Source organism: Brevibacillus sp. JNUCC-41, assembly GCF_014844095.1.
Lineage (GTDB): Bacteria > Bacillota > Bacilli > Bacillales > DSM-1321 > Peribacillus > Peribacillus aracenensis.
Genome location: NZ_CP062163.1, coordinates 2,797,924 through 2,817,301, shown reverse-complemented (window position 1 = coordinate 2,817,301; position 19,378 = coordinate 2,797,924). Strand labels below are relative to the sequence as shown.

At 40.7% G+C, this 19,378-nt stretch carries 17 protein-coding genes; 10 read left to right on the top strand and 7 right to left on the bottom strand.

Annotation, left to right across the window (positions count from 1 at the left end; all coding sequences use genetic code 11):
• Positions 1 to 154: 154 nt before the first annotated feature.
• Positions 155 to 1,885: a phospho-sugar mutase gene (locus tag JNUCC41_RS13695; protein WP_192203478.1), complete on the bottom strand. Its 1,731-nt coding sequence runs from the start codon at positions 1,883 to 1,885 to the stop codon at positions 155 to 157.
• A gap of 153 nt (positions 1,886 to 2,038) precedes the next feature.
• A complete protein-coding gene (locus JNUCC41_RS13690; protein ID WP_192203477.1) occupies positions 2,039 to 3,586 on the bottom strand; it encodes a carbon-nitrogen hydrolase family protein in 1,548 nt (515 codons plus the stop codon).
• A gap of 202 nt (positions 3,587 to 3,788) precedes the next feature.
• On the opposite strand from JNUCC41_RS13690, the gene JNUCC41_RS13685 reads away from it, so the two are divergent.
• Both JNUCC41_RS13685 and JNUCC41_RS13680 read left to right on the top strand, forming a co-directional pair.
• Positions 3,789 to 4,076, top strand: a complete 288-nt coding sequence (locus JNUCC41_RS13685; RefSeq protein ID WP_228467328.1) for a hypothetical protein — start codon at positions 3,789 to 3,791, stop codon at positions 4,074 to 4,076.
• 126 nt (positions 4,077 to 4,202) lie between these two features.
• The gene (locus JNUCC41_RS13680; protein ID WP_192203476.1) at positions 4,203 to 4,673 is read left to right on the top strand and encodes a thioredoxin family protein; all 471 of its coding nucleotides are present in this window, start codon (positions 4,203 to 4,205) and stop codon (positions 4,671 to 4,673) included.
• A 67-nt stretch (positions 4,674 to 4,740) separates the two neighbouring features.
• Here JNUCC41_RS13680 and JNUCC41_RS13675 read toward each other — a convergent pair whose 3' ends face one another.
• Entirely contained in the window at positions 4,741 to 5,160 is a 420-nt protein-coding gene (locus tag JNUCC41_RS13675) for a DUF5365 family protein (RefSeq protein WP_192203475.1), read from the bottom strand.
• Positions 5,161 to 5,391: 231 nt separating this feature from the next.
• On the opposite strand from JNUCC41_RS13675, the gene JNUCC41_RS13670 reads away from it, so the two are divergent.
• Complete coding sequence (locus JNUCC41_RS13670) at positions 5,392 to 6,303, top strand: RluA family pseudouridine synthase (RefSeq protein ID WP_430624065.1); 912 nt, start codon at positions 5,392 to 5,394, stop codon at positions 6,301 to 6,303.
• Positions 6,304 to 6,505: 202 nt separating this feature from the next.
• Here the strand turns inward: JNUCC41_RS13670 and JNUCC41_RS13665 are convergent, their stop codons facing one another.
• Both JNUCC41_RS13665 and JNUCC41_RS13660 read right to left on the bottom strand, forming a co-directional pair.
• Positions 6,506 to 6,760: a GlsB/YeaQ/YmgE family stress response membrane protein gene (locus JNUCC41_RS13665; RefSeq protein WP_179086047.1), complete on the bottom strand. Its 255-nt coding sequence runs from the start codon at positions 6,758 to 6,760 to the stop codon at positions 6,506 to 6,508.
• A gap of 464 nt (positions 6,761 to 7,224) precedes the next feature.
• Complete coding sequence (locus tag JNUCC41_RS13660; protein ID WP_192203474.1) at positions 7,225 to 8,055, bottom strand: aldo/keto reductase; 831 nt, start codon at positions 8,053 to 8,055, stop codon at positions 7,225 to 7,227.
• Between the two features lie 395 nt (positions 8,056 to 8,450).
• On the opposite strand from JNUCC41_RS13660, the gene JNUCC41_RS13655 reads away from it, so the two are divergent.
• The 6 genes from JNUCC41_RS13655 to ald all read left to right on the top strand — a co-directional run bounded on the left by JNUCC41_RS13655 (position 8,451) and on the right by ald (position 14,886).
• A complete protein-coding gene (locus tag JNUCC41_RS13655; RefSeq protein ID WP_192203473.1) occupies positions 8,451 to 9,449 on the top strand; it encodes an inorganic phosphate transporter in 999 nt (332 codons plus the stop codon).
• A gap of 238 nt (positions 9,450 to 9,687) precedes the next feature.
• Complete coding sequence (locus JNUCC41_RS13650) at positions 9,688 to 10,308, top strand: DUF47 domain-containing protein (RefSeq protein ID WP_063235631.1); 621 nt, start codon at positions 9,688 to 9,690, stop codon at positions 10,306 to 10,308.
• Between the two features lie 15 nt (positions 10,309 to 10,323).
• On the top strand, positions 10,324 to 11,322 hold the full coding sequence (locus tag JNUCC41_RS13645; protein WP_192203472.1) for an inorganic phosphate transporter: 999 nt from the start codon (positions 10,324 to 10,326) through the stop codon (positions 11,320 to 11,322).
• A 129-nt stretch (positions 11,323 to 11,451) separates the two neighbouring features.
• Positions 11,452 to 12,708: a PucR family transcriptional regulator gene (locus JNUCC41_RS13640; protein ID WP_192203471.1), complete on the top strand. Its 1,257-nt coding sequence runs from the start codon at positions 11,452 to 11,454 to the stop codon at positions 12,706 to 12,708.
• Between the two features lie 49 nt (positions 12,709 to 12,757).
• Positions 12,758 to 13,579, top strand: a complete 822-nt coding sequence (locus JNUCC41_RS13635) for an EcsC family protein (RefSeq protein ID WP_192203470.1) — start codon at positions 12,758 to 12,760, stop codon at positions 13,577 to 13,579.
• A 173-nt stretch (positions 13,580 to 13,752) separates the two neighbouring features.
• On the top strand, positions 13,753 to 14,886 hold the full coding sequence (gene ald / locus JNUCC41_RS13630) for an alanine dehydrogenase (protein ID WP_192203469.1): 1,134 nt from the start codon (positions 13,753 to 13,755) through the stop codon (positions 14,884 to 14,886).
• A 349-nt stretch (positions 14,887 to 15,235) separates the two neighbouring features.
• Here the strand turns inward: ald and JNUCC41_RS13625 are convergent, their stop codons facing one another.
• Together JNUCC41_RS13625 and proC are read right to left on the bottom strand one after the other, a co-directional pair.
• On the bottom strand, positions 15,236 to 16,603 hold the full coding sequence (locus JNUCC41_RS13625) for an FAD-binding oxidoreductase (protein ID WP_192203468.1): 1,368 nt from the start codon (positions 16,601 to 16,603) through the stop codon (positions 15,236 to 15,238).
• Positions 16,604 to 16,688: 85 nt separating this feature from the next.
• Entirely contained in the window at positions 16,689 to 17,495 is an 807-nt protein-coding gene (gene proC, locus JNUCC41_RS13620) for a pyrroline-5-carboxylate reductase (RefSeq protein WP_192203467.1), read from the bottom strand.
• Positions 17,496 to 17,762: 267 nt separating this feature from the next.
• On the opposite strand from proC, the gene JNUCC41_RS13615 reads away from it, so the two are divergent.
• The gene (locus JNUCC41_RS13615) at positions 17,763 to 19,328 is read left to right on the top strand and encodes an MDR family MFS transporter (protein WP_192203466.1); all 1,566 of its coding nucleotides are present in this window, start codon (positions 17,763 to 17,765) and stop codon (positions 19,326 to 19,328) included.
• Positions 19,329 to 19,378 lie beyond the last annotated feature (50 nt).

Genomic DNA, 19,378 nt, shown 5'->3' with positions numbered 1-19,378 from the left:
CCATTATTCCCGATGTTTTCCGAGATCATCGCCAATACAGTATACCAAACAGGAAACGGAATTTCCTAGAATTTTGATCATTCATGCTGCTGAAAATTTCCCATCACAAAAAAACGAAAGACCGAAAAGGGTCTTTCGTTTAGCTTTCATACATTTAAACCAACGCCTCAATCTTACTCATGAAATCTTCCATGACTCCCGATAACTTGGACTCAGCTTCTGGCATGGATTTACCTTGGACACCGAAATAGAATTTAATTTTCGGTTCAGTGCCAGAAGGACGGAGGCAAACCCATGTACCATCTTCAAGGAAATACTTCAATACATTTGATTTCGGAAGCTCGATCAAATCTTCATCATTCGAAAGTAATGTACGCTTTTTGCTGCGTTGATAGTCTTCTTCAGCAACTACCGGAATGCCAGCTATTCGGGAAGGGGGATTTTGACGGAATTGATTCAATATTCCAGAAATCTGTTTCGCTCCCTCTATGCCCTTTAAAGTCAATGAACGCAATCCTTCCAAGTAATAGCCGTATTTTTCAAACACATTCAGTAACCCTTCATATAGTGTCAATCCCTGCTTTTTATAATAAGCACAGACTTCAACAGCCAGCACTGCGGCTTGAATGGCATCCTTATCACGTGCAAAGTCTTTAATCAGGTAACCGTAGCTTTCTTCATATCCGAACAAAAAGCTATTTTCCCCGCTTACATGATATTGATTTATTTTCTCGGCGATGAACTTAAACCCGGTAAGTACATCTACCGTCTTCAAGCCATATGACTCGGCAATCGCCCGACCGATTTCTGAAGTGACGATGGTTTTTAAGACGACTCCATTTTGAGGAATCTTCCCTTTTTCTTTTTTCTGGGACAGTAAATAGTCCAGGAAAAGTGCACCTGTTTGATTTCCAGTCAGGACAACATATTGACCTACTTCGTTTTTCACGGCAATTCCAAGCCGGTCGGCATCTGGGTCCGTTGCGATCAATAAATCCGCTTCCACTTTGTTTCCAAGTTCGATGGCCATTTCAAATGCAGCTGGTTCCTCAGGATTTGGTGACTTAACAGTCGAAAAATCCGGATCTGGCAATTCCTGCTCCTTGACGATATGCAAATTTTGATACCCTAAGCTTTGCAGTGCCCGCCTGACGGATTTATTGGCCGTTCCATGAAGCGGTGTAAAGACGATTGACACATCTATTTCCTCGGCAAGCTGCGGATTCTCGGGAACTGTGAGCAACTCACGGTTATATGCCGCATCCAATTCCTCCCCAACCATTTCGATGAGGCCCTTCCTTTTAAGGATATCAGCTTCTTCAATCTGAATTTCAAGCTCATTTTCAATGGCATTCACGTAGCTGATCACTTGATCGGCTGCTTCCGGGGGCAATTGTGCCCCATCCTGCCCATAAACCTTGTAACCATTATATTCAGGCGGATTGTGGCTTGCCGTGATGACGATTCCAGCAAAAGCATTCAGCTCGCGAACCGCAAATGACAATTCCGGAGTCGGACGCAATTCATCGAATAAATAAGCCTTCACACCAAATGTAGCCAGGGTCTTTGCTGCTTCGAGTGCAAATTCCGGGGACTTATGCCTCGAATCATAAGCGATCACAGCCCCTCTTCCTTTTGCTTCTTCCCCAAACGAAGAGATATATTGAGCCAACCCAACCGTAGCCTTCCTTACAGTGTAAAGATTCATCCGGTTCGTTCCCGCTCCGATTTCCCCACGCATTCCGCCTGTTCCAAATTCTAAATTTTTATAAAAGGCATCTTCGAGTTTTGCTTCATCCCGCTGCATTTCCTCAAGGAGGACACGTAATTCCCCATTTAAATTCTGGTACCCTGCCCATGTGGTATATAAAGATTTCCAATCCATCTCCAACATCTCCTCCCAACGCCTTATTTGTAATGATTATGTACCTTCCTTACATATACAAAATTATCATATTTATTCCAATAAATGAAGTAAAGGCTCGTAATGAAAAGAACCGAATCTAGCGTTCTTCACATCACGAGCTCTTTTACCTCTTTATTTTTCGCCATCTTTGTAATGCAGATTGTATATATCATGGCGGCGATCTTTCAATTGCCTTACAGTACCGGACTGTCGCTCCCGCCTTAAGATTTCCAAATCAACATCGCCAATCAGGACCATCTCAAGGTTCGGGCTGGTTTCCCCGACTATGCCATCACGCGCAAATTCGAAATCCGATGGAGCGAAGATTCCCGATTGGGCATACTGAATATCCATATTTTCCGTTTGCGGAAGATTCCCGACCGTTCCGGAAATGACGGTATAAATTTGGTTTTCCACGGCACGGGCCTGAGCACAATAACGAACTCGCAGGTAGCCTTGCCTGTCTTCCGTACAAAATGGAGTGAATATGATTTTGGCTCCCATGTCGGTAGCAATCCGGGCGAGTTCTGGAAACTCAATATCATAACAAATTTGTATGGCGATTTTTCCACAGTCCGTATCAAAGACTCGAACGCGGTCACCGGCGTTAATACCCCACCATTTTCTTTCATTTGGTGTGATATGAATTTTATATTGCTTTTCAATCGTTCCATCGCGACGGAATAAATAAGCGATATTATAGATATTATCATCATCTTCTTTTACGAAATGGGAACCGCCGATGATATTGACGTTATACCTTACAGCTAAAGTGGTAAACAATTCAATGTACTGCTCCGTGAAATCCGAAAGTTTCCGTACAGCCAAGCTTGGTGATCTTTCATTCAGGAAAGACATCAGCTGGGTGGTGAATAATTCCGGGAACACGGCGAAATCCGCATTAGCATCCGAAGCAACGTCGGTAAAATACTCGACTTGGTTAGCGAAGTCTTCGAATGAATCGATTTTACGCAGCATGTACTGCACGACGCAAACCCTTACCGGTTCTGATGTTTTATAATAACGTTTTGTTTTCGGTTGATAATCGACGTTATTCCACTCCATGAGCGTAGCATACTTATTCGATTGCAGATCATCCGGTAAATAATTCGGATTGATCCTCATAAGCGTGAACCCATTCAAAAGCTGGAACGAAAGAACCGGATCATATATTTTATGCAATTGCACTTCTTTCACATATTCCCTTGGTAACAGTTCGTCCGCATGTTTATGGTAATTGGGGATCCTGCCGCCGATAATGATGCTTTTTAAATTCAAATGGGCAACAAGTTCTTTTCTTGAATCATATAGTCTTTGACCAATTTTCATCCTGCGGAATTTAGGATGGACCATGACCTCGATCCCATATAAATTATAACCGTCCGGATTATGATTCGTGATATATCCATTATCTGTTACATCGTCCCATGTATGCCGGTCATCATATTCGTCAAAATTAATAATGAGACTGGAACATGAGCCAATCACTTTTCCATCATATTCAGCCACAAACTGTCCTTCCGGAAAAATTGCCAGATGACTCTCAAGCTGATCTCGCTTCCAGGGAACCATTCCAGGAAAGCAACTCGACTGCAAAGCAATTATTTCATCTATGTCTCCTAGCCTCATATTACGTATTTCCATTATTTTTTCATATTTATGCAGGTCCAAATTGGGCATTTTCCTCATACTCCTTTAATCTCTTCCATAAGGATTATACCCCTTATTCAAAAATTAAAACAACTGAACCTACCCATGGATTTCAAAATTGCATGGATAAAAACCATTCTCAATGCCCGATAAAAAGAATATATATTTTACAGACCCCGTCCATACATACTATACTTTTCATGAGAGCGAAAAGAGATGGGGAAGAGGGACCATGAACAAGACTATTTGCAATGGGGAAAACCTATTAACTTTAGCCTTGGCTGCTCCATCATTGCTATGTTTGGAAGCTTTTATTTCTCTGAAATTAAGCAAAATGAACCGTTTGCGCTCTGTTGGTATCAGCGACGTATCCGTTTACGATCATTTTAGGAATTGCAATCATTCGATAGGATCATTGGATTTGCTTTTATACCAGGATAGTAACAGCATCGGTGCATACATTTTCACGTATCATTATTTTGCAAAGGTTTCATTCTTTCCCGAACACACCCTTGCATGAGGAAGGGTTCCATGTACAGGACAATATATAAACGTATTGGTTTCATCACCATCACGTTCTAGCCTTGACTGCATTCGTCATTATTATTTACATCGTATGGACAAGATCCAAGGAGGTTGCAGCTTAATGAAGAAAATGGCTATATTTTTAGTGATAATCGTCGCCCTTTTTGTCCTGCTGGGCGTTTTTACAAACATGAAAAAAGAAGAAAAATCAAAAGGAAATCCATACGGCAAGGATAAGCTTAAACCTGCCACTGTCGATCAGCTGGATGACCCCAATTATCAAAATTTGATCCTTCCTGTAGAGTTAGAGAAGGACCTCCAAGATAGTAAAGACGTGACCGTTTATTTCTATAGTCCTACGAATTCAACCAGTCAAAAAACCACACCAGTCGTAGCACCTTTGGCCGAGAAGTTGGGTATTGATCTTGTTCAATTCAATCTTTTGGAGTTTGAACAAGGATGGAGCGATTATGGCATTAAAAAGACCCCGACCATCGTTCACTATAAAAATGGTGAAGAACAAGAACGAATCGTCGGTTTTAATGATGAAGTAACGTTCGAGAAATGGTTCGAGGACCATGATATTAATTAAGAATGAAAAAATGAGCCGGCCCTAACGGAAATGATTCTCCCGTTATAGCCGGCTCGTTTTTTTTACCTTATACTAAAAATTGATTCGCCACCTGGATGTCCATCATCTGCATATCATTATTCGCTTCTTGGTTTATACTTGAAAAATGGTCATAATAAAAAGGGAAGAATATTCCGCATTCATTCAATAGTGTGATGTTATGTTGGAACAATTCTTCAGATTTAGATTCCATCATTATAAAATCTTCTCTCTTTTGTTTGTCTAATATCGACATAAGAACTTGAAGACATGTCATTACTTGAAATGCATCTCTTAATGTTGCCAAGTAAGTAACAGAACTTTGATTGGGTTCTAAAACGCCAATCTCGCGAAAATGAATAATTTCACTTTCCGTAAAGTATTTTGGAAATACAGATTCGTAGAAACGAGAAACGAGACTCGCTATTTCTTGCTCTTGTTCTTCAGTTGAAGAAAAGACCGTCTTCACTAAAAAAACCACCTTTTTTCAGATCCGTTAGACCTATCTATTATATGTATATTCTAGGACAAGCGATTTCTTTCCCCATAGAATAACATAAATTTTGTAAAAAATATGTGGTAATTTCCACCACGGAAATTTCAACAATAGGTCCAAGGTTACTTTTTTCATGATTTATCTTTAATTATTATATATTTTTTCATTTAAATAAAACCAAAGTAGTCGAAAGTAGGAGTTTAATTGGAAAATTTTAAATTAACTAACCAACATTTAAAAATAGATGTTCTCCAAAGTTGGAATGGATTAACATTGGAAAAGCTTTTTAGGGACCGGTGGAAGGCCCCAAAGAAATTAGTCCATGAATGGAGGATGAGTAAAGAAGTAACAGTGAACGGAAATTCCGTCGCATGGTCAACTGTTCTTATTGAAGGAGATACGATCAGCATCCCTTTATTGGATCACGCTGAAAATGAAACAGTTCAAGCGACAGACTTAGGAATACCCATCATATATGAAGATGATGTGTTGTTGATAGCCAATAAACCGGCTGGAATGGATACCCACCCTTCTCAACCGGGTGAGTCACACTCCCTCATCAATGGAGTGGCGCACCATCTTCAAAAAACTGGCCAGTCCTGTATGATCAAGCATATTCATAGGCTTGATCAGGATACCACCGGTGCGGTCCTTTTTGCCAAAAACCGCCTCATAGGGTCCATGCTGGATAGAATGTTGGAAGAAAGGGAGATCAAACGGACATATCTAGCTTTAGTCGAAGGAAACATTAAAAAGAACGAAGGCGAAATCAAAGAAAAAATTGGCCGCGATCGACACCATGCCACGAGACGAAGGGTTTCCCCTACAGGCCAGACGGCAGTCACCCATTTTAAGGTACTCAATCGCGATCCCAAGAAAAACTTGACACTTGTCAGCTGTACACTGGAAAGCGGCCGAACCCATCAAATCAGGGTGCATTTCAGTCATTTGAATCACCCCTTGGCCGGAGATACCTTGTATGGCGGAAAAAAGACATTTCCACGTCAAGCCCTGCATGCTAGGAAAATTGAATTCATCCACCCCATTTCAGAAAAAAAAATGAGCATTGAAGCTCCTTTCATGGATAGACCTGAAATATTCGATATCACCATTTAAACTGAATAAACACCGTTCCATCGGGAACGGTGTTCTTATTACTTCTATTAGTATGAAATTGTTGCCCATATTTTTTTGTGGACCAGCGGCAGGATTTTCTACGATTGGGGCGAATTGATGGTTTAAAGGCATGTCGGGACGAAAATCCGTCCATTTTGGCAAAAAAAATAGCTGGCCACTTGGGCCAGCTTAACCTTTGCATTTATGAAGCTTTTCTCATGCCTTTTAAGATAAGGCTTAAGACGAAAACAAACACGATAGCACCAATCAATGCTGGAATAATAGCGAAATCCGCTACTGAAGGGCCCCAGTTCCCAAGAATCAACGAACCTAACCATGCACCAACAAAACCAGCGATAATGTTACCGATAATTCCAAATGGTACGTCACGTCCAACGATCATACCTGCTAACCAACCAATGATACCTCCGATAATTAATGACCATAAAAATCCCATAATATATTTCCTCCTTAAAATTAGTTATTTTTCAATTTCTGCAGCAGACTCCAAGAAATCAAATCACTTCCATATTGTCATGCCTTTTTTCAGTAATTTTAACTTTTACATTCAAATGGTATGATGCCGATAACGCACAATATCTAATGAATGTGAATGTTTTAGTTATTGGGTAGATTTAGCTAGCTATAGCCCTTGAGTAACTGATTGGACAATCCTCATGTTAGTGAATTTTTTCTTTTTGTTTGCCGCTGTACTCATTATTTTCCCCGTTTAATTAATCTAAAACCTAATTTTTTTAAAAAATATTTGGCAATGAAAACAGGATTATTAGACATATTAAACGGGTATACCATAGGCTCAACTTTGTCACATAGTTAGTATAAGCAATAACTGTCTCAATTATGTTCATGAGGAAAAAGAAAAAGGATGCCCCATTCGGGACACCCTTCTATCTGTATTTTTTAGAACAAAAGTTCATCGGGATTGCTGCCGAACCGTTCATTTTTGTTCAAGGCATCTATTTGATTCATTTCATTCAGGCTTAATGAAAAGTCAAATACCTCTGCATTTTCCTCGATACGGGACGGTGTAATCGATTTAGGTATTACAACTAGATCATGTTGTAGATGCCACCTAATCAATACTTGGGCTGAGGTTTTCCCGTGCTTCTTCGCTATATGATTAATTGTCGGCTCTTCCAATAGGTTCCCTCTGCCCAGCGGGCTCCAGGATTCTACCTTTATTTCATGTTTTGCACAGTAGTCACGAATTTCGACTTGAGTCAAAAGTGGATGCAATTCAATTTGATTGACGACCGGTTTCACTTCACTGTTTGCAAATAACTTCTCCAAATGATGAACATGGAAATTACTTACACCGATTGATTTCACCTTTCCATCCTTATAAAGCTTTTCCAATGCCCTCCAGGTTTCCAGATATTTATCTTTTCCCGGCCAGTGGATCAGGTATAAATCCAAGTATTCCAAACCAAGGCGATGTAAACTATCATCAAATGCCTTGAGCGTGGTTTCGTATCCTTGTTCTGTATTCCACACTTTAGATGTAATGAACAATTCTTCACGTGGCACTCCGCATTCCCGAATCGCCTGGCCAACACCTTCTTCATTTTCATAAATGGCCGCCGTATCAATCGCACGATAACCAACTTCGATCGCTTTCTTGACGGATTCAACCGTTTCATTGCCATTTTTCACTTTAAATACACCGAAACCCAACTGTGGCATTTTAACTCCATTATGTAAGGTGATCGTTTCCCCAATATTTGAAATCATTCCATCATTCCCCCTTACTTTTATTTACCAATTATACATCCCTCCACCTTCTATTTCTAACCATAAGCCTCGGGATTTATATAGAGCCTCTTAAGCGAAAAAACACCATTACATACCATTTATATATATTAAAGGGATCATTTTATCTTTTAAATCATTCACTAAGTTAAATATTTTGTAAAAAAATGACGAAACATCTATCCTTATAGGTATGAAATTCGTTACAATTGAATAGTTCGGCTTAAAACCAAGTAAAAAAGAAGGTGCCAAATTTTAAGAATAATCAAATGTAAAACTCCCATTCTAATATTGAGGAGTTGCAAACTGTCCTGCCCATTCATTGGCGACAATCCATATACACTTTACATACTTGAAATCAAGGGAGTCCTCCATGTATGAATAGCCTACTCATCTTAACCGCGCTAATTATTATTTTTGCTTTGGTCTTTGACTTTATCAATGGCTTCCATGATACGGCTAACGCCATCGCTACAGCAGTATCAACCAAGGCGCTTAAACCACGTCATGCAATCATCATGGCTGCGGTCATGAATCTATTAGGAGCGCTGACCTTCACCGGTGTAGCGCATACCATTACGAAGGATATCGTTGATCCTTTCACATTGAACAATGGTTCATATGTAATCCTTGCCGCCCTAATTTCGGCAATAATATGGAATTTAATCACTTGGTATTTTGGCATTCCAAGCAGTTCCTCCCATGCGATCATTGGTTCAATAGCGGGAGCTGCCATCGTGGCTAGTGGATTCGATGCGATTAAATGGAGTGGATTCACTAAAATTGTACAAGCCTTGATTCTATCCCCTATCCTTGCCTTCACGCTTGGATTCATTGTTTACAGTATCTTCAAGGTAGTATTCAAAAATAATAATTTAGGAAAAACCAATAAGCGATTCAGGAGAATACAAATTCTCACGGCGGCCATCCAGTCTTATACACATGGAACGAATGATGCTCAAAAATCCATGGGGATCATCACAATGGCTTTAATCGCAAACGGTTATGCCTCTACCTCTGAAGTTCCTTTCTGGGTACAACTATCCTGCGCAATAGCCATGGCGCTTGGTACATCAATCGGAGGCTGGAAGATCATCAAAACCGTTGGCGGTAAAATCATGAAAATCCGCCCGGTTAACGGTGTGGCTGCCGATATGACTGGAGCATCCATCATTTTCGGTGCAACCTTCCTGCATATGCCGGTCAGCACGACACATGTCATATCTTCTTCAATACTTGGGGTCGGTTCTGCACACCGCATCAAAGGGGTAAAATGGGGAACCGCAAAAAACATGTTGATCACTTGGTTCATTACATTGCCAATTTCTGCTTCCTTAGCTGGAATCATTTACTATTTAATCGCTTTATTTTTATAGAAACTTTTGCCTTTCCATATTGGAAAGGCTTTTTTTCTACAGATTACCCCTTATAATTGTAGGGTTTTTCCCATTTTTTAATTTTCATTGTGTTTTTATATAAAGTTTTATTAAGATTTTGTAAATTTTCGTCGAAAAACCTTCCCGGATACTACATGAATTCGTTACAATCAATTTGTTAATACTAAGCGTACGACTAAAGTGCGTAAATTTGCATGACTAATTGGGAGGCTTTAACATGGCTTTTAAATCAAAAAAAGACAAATTCGCAGTAATGCTTTTTAACATCGCTCAAAACCTTAAAGAAGGTGCTGACTATTTCGCGGATTATAAACTCAAAAACATCTCCGATCTCAAAGTATTTTCAGATACGATGAAAGACTATGAGCATAAAGGCGATTCAATGGTTCATAATGTGATTAAAGAGCTGAACAATGCCTTCATCACTCCTATCGAACGGGAAGATATACTTGAATTGACCATGAGAATGGATGATGTCATAGACGGTTTGGAACACTGTGCAGCATTATTCGAGATGTACTCAATTGTCAATGCAGATGAGTATATGCTTAAGTTTGTGGATGCTATCAAACAGTGTACGTATGAGATTGAAAATGCTGTCGATACACTATCCACTAAGAAATTACCAATGATTCGCGAAAATGCAATCAAGATTAAAGATCTTGAATCAGTTTGTGACGGAATCCAACGTCAATCAATCAAAAACTTGTTTACAGTTGAAAAAGATCCAATCAGGATCATTCAATATAAAGAAATTTACGAAAGCCTTGAAGAAATCGCCGATCACTGTCAAGCAGTGGCCAATACACTTGAAACAATCATAATGAAAAACGCCTAAGGAGTACCCCAATAAATGGATACTTTATTAATTTTAACAATATTAATCGTTTTCTTTGCTTTAGCATTTGACTTCATCAATGGTTTTCATGATACAGCCAATGCAATTGCGACTGCCGTTTCAACAAAGGCCATGAAGCCTAGGCATGCCATCATCATGGCAGCCATCATGAACTTCGTCGGAGCTATGACATTCACTGGAGTAGCGAAGACCATAACGAAGGATATCGTGGATCCGTTCACGCTTCCGAATGGTTCGTATGTAATCTTGGCTGCCCTGCTTGCCGCTATCATATGGAACCTTCTTACCTGGTATTACGGAATACCAAGCAGTTCCTCCCATGCATTGATTGGTTCGATTGCAGGTGCCGCCATTGCTGCAGCAGGCTTCGCCGGCATTAAATGGGAAGGGTTCATGAAAATTCTTCAAGCTTTGATTTTCTCCCCGCTAATTGCTTTTGCAATCGGGTTTATCGTATACAGCATCTTTAAAGTAGTCTTTAAAAACAATAACCTGACAAAAACAAACCAAAAATTCCGTACTATACAGATTGCTACTGCAGCACTTCAATCGTATACCCACGGAACGAATGACGCTCAAAAAGCGATGGGTATCATCACGATGGCCCTCATTGCGAATGGTTATGCATCAAGTGCCGATATCCCCTTCTGGGTTCAATTCTCCTGTGCGCTAGCAATGGGGCTTGGAACTTCTGTCGGCGGATGGAAAATCATTAAAACCGTTGGCGGCAAAATCATGAAAATCCGTCCGGTCAATGGTGTTGCAGCGGATTTAACGGGGGCTTTCATCATTTTCGGCGCGACAGTAATACACATGCCAGTCAGTACAACCCATGTTATTTCGTCTTCAATCCTTGGTGTTGGATCTGCGCATCGTGTCAAGGGCGTTAAATGGGGAACGGCAAAAAGAATGATCATCACTTGGTTCATTACCATTCCCATCTCGGCAACATTAGCTGGTTTGCTTTATCTTTTAATTAACTTCTTATTCTAAAATAAAATCCCTTCCGGTTTCCATCGGTAGGGATTTTCTGTTTTAACAAAGGATTTATCTATGCTTATTAATGGGAAATCGTTTAAAATTCAAGAAGAAGGAATTTTTTTTAGCGAGGGGCAAATAAAAATGAAGGAATTCGAAAAAAATAGAGATATTTTTAAAGACCTTTATGGAGATATGATGGAATTTGCCGATAGAATCAGTTCTGTTTTGGGTTGCCCCATTACGATCGAGGACGGTAACCACCGCTTACTTGCTTATAGCACACACGATGATACTACGGATCAGGCTCGTATCATGACCATAATCGGAAGACGTGTCCCTGAAAAGGTCATCAACAGTTTATGGAAAGATGGCTTCATCCCCGCGTTATTGAAAGAAGATGCCCCCATTAAAATCGGGGCCATCAATGATGTCGGTCTCGGTAACAGGGTTGCGGTTTCCATCCGGAAAAATAATGAAGTACTTGGATTCATTTGGGCTTTGGAAGTAAATGAACCTTTCTCCGGAGAAGATATGAAATTTCTGCAATTCGCTGCCAAGGAGGCGAAGAACCAGTTACAGCAATTGCAATTGAAAAAGAAAAGGAAAGAAGCAGGTCATCAAGAGTTCCTTTGGCGCATGTTGACCGGGCACTACCAAGAAGAATCGGAAATAATTGAACATTTCAAGAAATTTTCCATCCACGTTCCAGTGGTTTTTTCCATATTGGTATTCGAATTTCCTAAAGAGATCAATCGCGAAGTGGAGCGTTACATTTCATACATGTTAACGACCACTCAGAAGATAAACAGTTCCTTATTTGCCATTGACCACAACAAGCTCATTCTTTTCGCGGGAGGCAACCAGGAAAACAGCCCATCTTTCACTTCATCGATTTATGAGTTCATTCCTTTTTTCATTCTGGAGATGAAACAGCGTTTCGGTGTTGAGCATATCCTTGGAACGGCTGGCAATATGTATAAAAACTTAATGGATGTTAAATCAAGTTACGAAGAAGCTCAATACACCCTTAAAATGAAGAGTATTTTCCCAGATGACATGAAACTCATTTTACATTATGAAGAACTTGGCATGTTTCAAATGATTGAATCACTCGCAAGCAACAAACAGCGTCGTGTTCATCCTTCCATCCTTAAGCTAAAAGCATATGACATGAAAAACCAGACGGAATTGCTGCGCACGCTCACTGTCTATCTAGAGAAAGACTGCAATCCAAATGAATCTTCAAGTAATCTTCATATCCATGTGAATACATTGAATTACCGATTAAAAAGAATCTCTGAAGTGGGAAATATTCGGCTAAAAGACCCGATTCAAAAAATGTCCCTCTTCCTTAACATTAAACTTAATCAATATGATGAATTTCACAAGAAAAATTAATGATATATTCCCTGATATGGAATACTAGAAGTGTGGAAAGGTTGATCATATGAAACTTGAAACAAAAGAAGAGCTTGAAAAAGAATTAACGATCATTGAAAAATGGGAAAAAGATCAGAAAGGACTATGGTTTTGGGAAAGGATCGGACGGATTCCCTTCAAGCTATTGGATAAGTTGACACCGGATTTCATTCAGAAAAAATTGGGTGTTATGCTTGATGAAATCGGCAGCTACATTCAGAATGGCGGAAAATATTTAACGAAAGAATCTCATATTCTAAGTCAGCTGCAAGCCAAGGTTCCCGAGTTGGAAATTAAAGCCCTGGAAGATGTTTCAGGCATCCCCCTCCAAATCATGGATAGCGTGAGTCAGGATATTAAAAATTCAGGCAGCAAATTGGCAACGGTTCAAGGTGCCACTACAGGGATTGGCGGAATTTTCACCTTGGCCATCGACATCCCCCTTCTTCTCGGCATGTCTATCAAAACGCTTCAGGATATCGCCATCACATATGGCTTCAATCCTAGAGACCGCCAAGAGCGTATTTTCATCGTCAAATGTCTGCAATTCACAACATCGGATGTTGTCGGCAAAAAGGCTCTATTAAATGAATTATCGAAAATGGACCAGACCGATTCCCAATCAAAAAGGGAAATAGCATCCGAACTGCAAGGTTGGCGGGAAGTCGTTTATACATACCGTGATCAGTTTGGCTGGAAAAAACTTATGCAAATGGTTCCTGTTGCCGGGATAATCTTTGGCGCCCTTACAAATCGTTCCATGATTGCCGATATAGCCGATACGGGAATCATGCTATATAAGAAAAGAAGGATTTTAGAGCGCCTTCAAGAACCTATTGCAAAGAATTGAATTCAGCTTTTAAAAAGGTCTTGTTCCTGGCTAGCCCATATTTTTTGACACTGCGTTTGTGGAATTCCACAAATACACCTTTTTCAATTTTCTGATTTCCACATACTAACTATTTCTTTTTCCAACTATACTTGTTATACAAATAGTAAAAACATATTATTGGAGGGATTAAGATGAGAATAGGAATTCCAAAAGAGATTAAAAACAATGAAAACCGTGTAGCTATCACTCCAGCCGGGGTTGTGGCATTAGTCAATGCAGGTCACGAAGTATTAATCGAAATGAACGCAGGTCTAGGAAGCAGTTTTACAAATGAATCATATCAGGAAGCTGGTGCTGTTATAGTCGAGGACGCTGCTAGCGTTTGGTCAAGCACAGATATGATCATGAAAGTAAAAGAGCCTATCTCATCTGAATATAAATATTTCCGAAAAGATTTAATCCTTTTCACATATTTACATCTTGCGGCTGAACCGGCACTAACTCAGGCCCTAAAAGAAAGCGGTGTCTTGGCCATTGCTTATGAAACGGTTGCAGTAAACCGCACACTACCATTATTGACTCCAATGAGTGAAGTTGCAGGACGCATGGCTGCACAAATCGGTGCTCAGTTCCTTGAAAAAAATAACGGCGGCAAAGGAATACTTTTAAGCGGAGTTCCTGGAGTTAAACGTGGTAAAGTCGCTGTTGTCGGCGGAGGTATGGTTGGAACGAATGCTGCTAAAATCGCTATTGGATTAGGCGCAGATGTTACCATTCTTGACTTAAGCCCTGACCGCCTTCGTCAGCTTGATGATATTTTCGGAAATGAACTGACTACACTTATCTCCAACCCTTATAATATTGCGGAAGCAGTCAAAGATGCCGATTTAGTGATCGGTGCTGTATTGATTCCAGGTGCAAAAGCTCCTAAGCTCGTTACTGAAGAAATGGTTAAATCGATGTCTCCTGGTTCAGTCATTGTCGATGTTGCAATCGACCAAGGCGGTATCTTTGAAACGGTCGACCACATAACAACACATGATAACCCTACTTATGTTAAACATGGAGTAGTGCATTATGCAGTGGCGAATATGCCAGGAGCAGTGCCTCAAACTTCTACAGTTGCATTAACTAACGTAACAGTACCATTCGCACTTCAAATTGCAAACAAAGGTGCCATCAAAGCGATCCTTGAAAATGATGCACTTGCAAAAGGCGTCAATGTAGCGAACGGTGAAATCACGTTCGAAGCAGTTGCCACAGACCTTGGCTACAACTATGTAAGTGTTGAAAATGCCTTAAATTCAAATAACATTAACGCTTAATAAAAAATAAGACTCCAGACAAAACCTTGTCTGGAGTCTTGTTTTTTTGGACGAGAATCTCGTTGAAAAACTGTACTTCTTCGTACAATATCTGGATCAGGCCGGATTAGCCGCACTACGGGCGATTTAGCCAGATATAGGTCGAATTATCAGATCGGACGGACCATTTTCCGATTATAGCCCGAATGAAAGACGATAATCATTTTTATGCGAATATATGTTTAAATTCCGTGATATATAAATGGCTTTTTCGACTTGGCCCCATATAATAGACAAGATTTCCACTATATTTTATATGGGATCAAGTCTGTTTGATGTTATTACTAATCTATAAAATAGTATATTCCTCTTAATCTATGAAGATCTTCCCAGGATTCATTATTCCTTTCGGATCCAATGCCTGTTTGATCGTTTTCATCACTTCGTAAGCTCCTCCATGCTCCCTTCTTTGATACTTCGATTTTCCAAGTCCTACTCCATGTTCACCCGTACATGTACCGCCTTTTGTTAATGCATATTCGACGATTTCTTCATTTAACCTCTTCGCTTCTTTTACTTCTTCAGGATTTTTCAGATCGATCATGAACAATACGTGATAATTCCCGTCACCTACATGTCCTACGATCGCACCCTCCACTTTGGATTGTTCGACTTTCTTCCTTGTATCCAGTATGGCATTCGATAATTCATGAAGGGGCACACTTACGTCGGTCACCATCAGCTTCTTTCCAGATGCGCTGTGAATGAATGCGTAAGCGAGGTTATGGCGTGCTTCCCATAAGGCATTCCGTGCTTTTGAATCGGTTTCAAACTGAATATCGCCACAGCCAAAATCACTTACGATTTCCTTGGCAAATTTGACGTCCTGTTCCAGGCCGGCAAAATTCCCATGAAACTCGAGGAATAAAGTTGGCTTGACATCATAGGATTTGTCCATGAATTGATTAACCTTTTTTATGGACTCGGCATCAACCAATTCAATTCGTGCAATCGGAATTCCAGCAAGCATGATCCCATTAACCGCAGATACTGCCTGTTCGACGGTTGGAAATGAGGCCCTCCCAGCCATTGTGACTTCAGGAATGCCATATATCTTTAATGTCAGTTCAGTAAATACACCTAGCGTACCTTCAGATCCGACAAACAAGCCATTCAAATGAATGCCTGAAGATGACTTTGTCGCTAAACTTCCGGAATGAATGACTTCACCGTTTGCTAAAACCACTTCCAGATCCCTGACTTGATCCCGCATTATCCCATATTTGACCGAGGTCGTACCACTTGCATTCGTGGCTGCCATCCCTCCCAATGTAGCATCTGCACCAGGATCGACGGAAAAGAACAAACCGAATTTTTTTAATTCTTTATTGAGTTGCGTCCTTGTCACACCTGGTTGGACCTTCACTAGGAAATCATTTTCCCTGATTTCCAATATTTGATTCATCAAGGACAAATCCAGGGAAATTCCACCCTTGACAGGAACGACATGCCCCTCCAAACTTGAACCCAATCCAAAAGGAATGACCGGTATTTCATGCTCATTCGCAAACCGCATGACTGCGCTTACTTCCGCAGTATCCCTTGGATATATGACCATATCCGGTAAATGCGGAGTATGGTAGGATTCATCATGGCTATGCTGTTCCAATAATGTTTCATTCACCGTTACTTGTTCTTCCGTCAGTATCTTCCTTAATTTTTCTATATAACCATTCATTATGCTGCCTCCTCTTTTTTACCAAATATTCTGAAATTATTTTGCGCAAAATGAGATTGCCCGCTAATAGGCAATCCATCTTTCTTCATTTGCTGAAACCTTTCGTTTTATCCGTGCAGGACTTCATTGCTTGCAGAATGCTGGATCTTAGCTGATTCTCTTCTAAAGACGCTACCGCAGCTATCGTTGACCCTCCCGGCGTGCAGACATCATCCTTTAAAGCAGCAGGATGCCTTTCCGTTTCCAGTACCATTTTAGCAGCCCCCATTACAGCTTGTGCTGCCATTCGGTACGCTTGTTTCCGTGGAATTCCATCACGGACCCCTCCATCAGCCAGCGCCTCGATGAACATGTATACATAAGCAGGCGACGAACCGCTGATGGCCGGTACTGCGTCCATCAAATCTTCATGGAGGATTTCCGTTTTACCGAAACTATTCAGCAAAAAAGTCACATCCTCTATATCAGCATCGGTAATTTCAGCATTGATGCTCATGGCCGTCATGCCTTCACCGACAAGCGAAGGAGTGTTTGGCATCGTCCGGATAACCTTCACTTTTTTTCCGAAGCTGCTCTCAACTAAAGATATAGTGATCCCAGCTGCCATGGTAATGATTACAGCTTCTTCTTTCACATGATTCTTCACTTCTTCAAGTACTTGCTTATGCATGGCAGGTTGGATCCCTAGAAAGAGAATGTCGGCAAAACCAGCAACCTCTAAATTATCCAAAGTGCCTTTAACGTTATATTTCGTGGTGATTTTAGTTTTAGTTTCCGCACTCGCAGTACTGACCATGATCCCTTCAGGTGAAATGACCTCTGCAAGCAACATGCCCTCAAGCATTGCCTCACCCATTTTGCCGCATCCAATAAACCCGATTTTTTTATTCATATCTTACACTTCCAATCATAAGTTCATCTATATTCCTTCTTATTATATCGGATATCATAAATGGAAACACGTTGGAGATATTAATCAGGAAGGATTTGGTGGTTTCTGGTCGAATTACTTAATTGTTATGGATGAATCTTGATATCCAAATTCAATGGAAATTTTCAGTGAAAAAACCGTTGACTAAATGGTCATTTCAGATTTATAATTTTGACCTATCAGTCACAAAACGAACAAGGAATACAATTCCAGGAATGGAGAAATCATATGCAAATGGAAAAAAAATCAGTTAATACCAAGCTAGTTTTAACAGGATTGATCATAGGAATGTTTTTCAGTTCATTGGAACAGACGATCGTCGGTACGGCCATGCCGACAATTATCGGGGAATTGAATGGTTTTACCATATTTGCATGGGTGACGACTGCCTATTTAATAGCCTCAACGACTGTCGTACCCATTGTTGGAAAGCTATCTGATTTATATGGCAGGCGTTCCCTTTATCTGCTTGGTACGATCATTTTTACGATTGGTTCGTTTTTATGTGCCACAGCCACTTCGATGGAGCAATTGATCATTTATAGAGGGCTGCAGGGAATCGGCGGCGGGATGATCATGCCTTTATCCCAAACGATCATCGGCGATATATTCTCTGCCGAACAAAGAGCCAAATGGCAGGGTGTATTTGGAGCTCTTTTTGGTTTAAGTTCCGTCATCGGTCCTTTTCTGGGCGGCCTGATCGTTGACCATATCAGCTGGCATTGGATCTTTTTGATCAATGTACCGACGGGCTTACTATCTGCCATTTTGATTTATGTAGGATTGAAACATGAAGCCATAAGGAAAGCAGAGAAGGTGAATATCGATTACCTGGGGATTTTCACCTTGATTCCTGGTATTGTGCTGTTACTGCTGGGCTTGACCTTCGGTGGTGATAAATTTGAATGGTTATCACTGGAATCTTTCTTGATTTTCGGCAGCACCATTGTCTTCATTGCCCTATTCATCATTTTTGAAAGAAGAGCAGTCGAACCGATCCTTGATTTATCCCTTTTTAAAAATAGAGTTTTTTCCACCACGAATATTTTGGGATTCCTGCTTGGCCTTGGAATGTTCGGGGCAATCATGTTCGTCCCGCTGTTCATGCAAGGCGTACTGGGAGTTTCACCAACAAAAGCGGGATCGACCATGACTCCGATGATGGTCGGCATGATTCTTTCCAGCATCATTGGTGGGCGGTTACTATTGAAATTCCGTTTTCGTACTGTGCTTACCTTTGGAATGGCCTTTGCAACGCTTGGCTTCTTCCTAATGAGCATGATGGACAGCAGTACGACTATATTCACTGCGTACTCATTCATGGCCATCCTTGGAATAGGTATGGGTCTTGTCATGCCGACATTGATGATTGCCGTTCAAAACGAGTTTCCAAAATCCCAACTAGGGTCGGTTACAGCTGCTTCCACATTCTTCCGATCTATAGGAGGAACGATGGGCATCACGATCTTGAACGCTGTCATGAATCACAATCTCCAGCAAAATATGGATGATGCGGTCGTAAGCCAAAAGGACCCTATATTGCATGAGGCACTGAAAGCATTGGCCGATAAAACGGATGCGTTATTCAACATCATGCTTTATCCGGAAAACCTTAAAATGCCGGCAGAAGTCAGCAATGTCCTTGTAAAAACGATTGAAAATGCTTGGGTCGATGCATTCTCCAGCGTTTTCATCACCGGTATCTTTTTTGTTTCCGCGGGGATATTAGTGGCACTTTCCGTAGGTTCAGGCCGTATCAAAAGAGATCAAGAAACGGAAAAAGAATTAGACTAAAAATATGCTCAGGACCGGCTAATATATTCAGCCGGTCTTTTTAATCCCTT

Bases quoted from the DNA above. Each gene is read 5' to 3' on its own strand.
- JNUCC41_RS13655 (WP_192203473.1), top strand. From the start codon at position 8,451: ATGAATAGCCTACTCATCTTAACCGCGCTAATTATTATTTTTGCTTTG.
- JNUCC41_RS13645 (WP_192203472.1), top strand. From the start codon at position 10,324: ATGGATACTTTATTAATTTTAACAATATTAATCGTTTTCTTTGCTTTA.
- JNUCC41_RS13650 (WP_063235631.1), top strand. From the start codon at position 9,688: ATGGCTTTTAAATCAAAAAAAGACAAATTCGCAGTAATGCTTTTTAAC.
- JNUCC41_RS13625 (WP_192203468.1), bottom strand. From the start codon at position 16,603: ATGAATGGTTATATAGAAAAATTAAGGAAGATACTGACGGAAGAACAA.
- proC (WP_192203467.1), bottom strand. From the start codon at position 17,495: ATGAATAAAAAAATCGGGTTTATTGGATGCGGCAAAATGGGTGAGGCA.
- JNUCC41_RS13635 (WP_192203470.1), top strand. From the start codon at position 12,758: ATGAAACTTGAAACAAAAGAAGAGCTTGAAAAAGAATTAACGATCATT.
- JNUCC41_RS13665 (WP_179086047.1), bottom strand. From the start codon at position 6,760: ATGGGATTTTTATGGTCATTAATTATCGGAGGTATCATTGGTTGGTTA.
- JNUCC41_RS13680 (WP_192203476.1), top strand. From the start codon at position 4,203: ATGAAGAAAATGGCTATATTTTTAGTGATAATCGTCGCCCTTTTTGTC.
- JNUCC41_RS13640 (WP_192203471.1), top strand. From the start codon at position 11,452: ATGAAGGAATTCGAAAAAAATAGAGATATTTTTAAAGACCTTTATGGA.
- JNUCC41_RS13615 (WP_192203466.1), top strand. From the start codon at position 17,763: ATGCAAATGGAAAAAAAATCAGTTAATACCAAGCTAGTTTTAACAGGA.
- JNUCC41_RS13685 (WP_228467328.1), top strand. From the start codon at position 3,789: ATGAACAAGACTATTTGCAATGGGGAAAACCTATTAACTTTAGCCTTG.
- ald (WP_192203469.1), top strand. From the start codon at position 13,753: ATGAGAATAGGAATTCCAAAAGAGATTAAAAACAATGAAAACCGTGTA.
- JNUCC41_RS13690 (WP_192203477.1), bottom strand. From the start codon at position 3,586: ATGCCCAATTTGGACCTGCATAAATATGAAAAAATAATGGAAATACGT.
- JNUCC41_RS13660 (WP_192203474.1), bottom strand. From the start codon at position 8,055: ATGATTTCAAATATTGGGGAAACGATCACCTTACATAATGGAGTTAAA.
- JNUCC41_RS13695 (WP_192203478.1), bottom strand. From the start codon at position 1,885: ATGGATTGGAAATCTTTATATACCACATGGGCAGGGTACCAGAATTTA.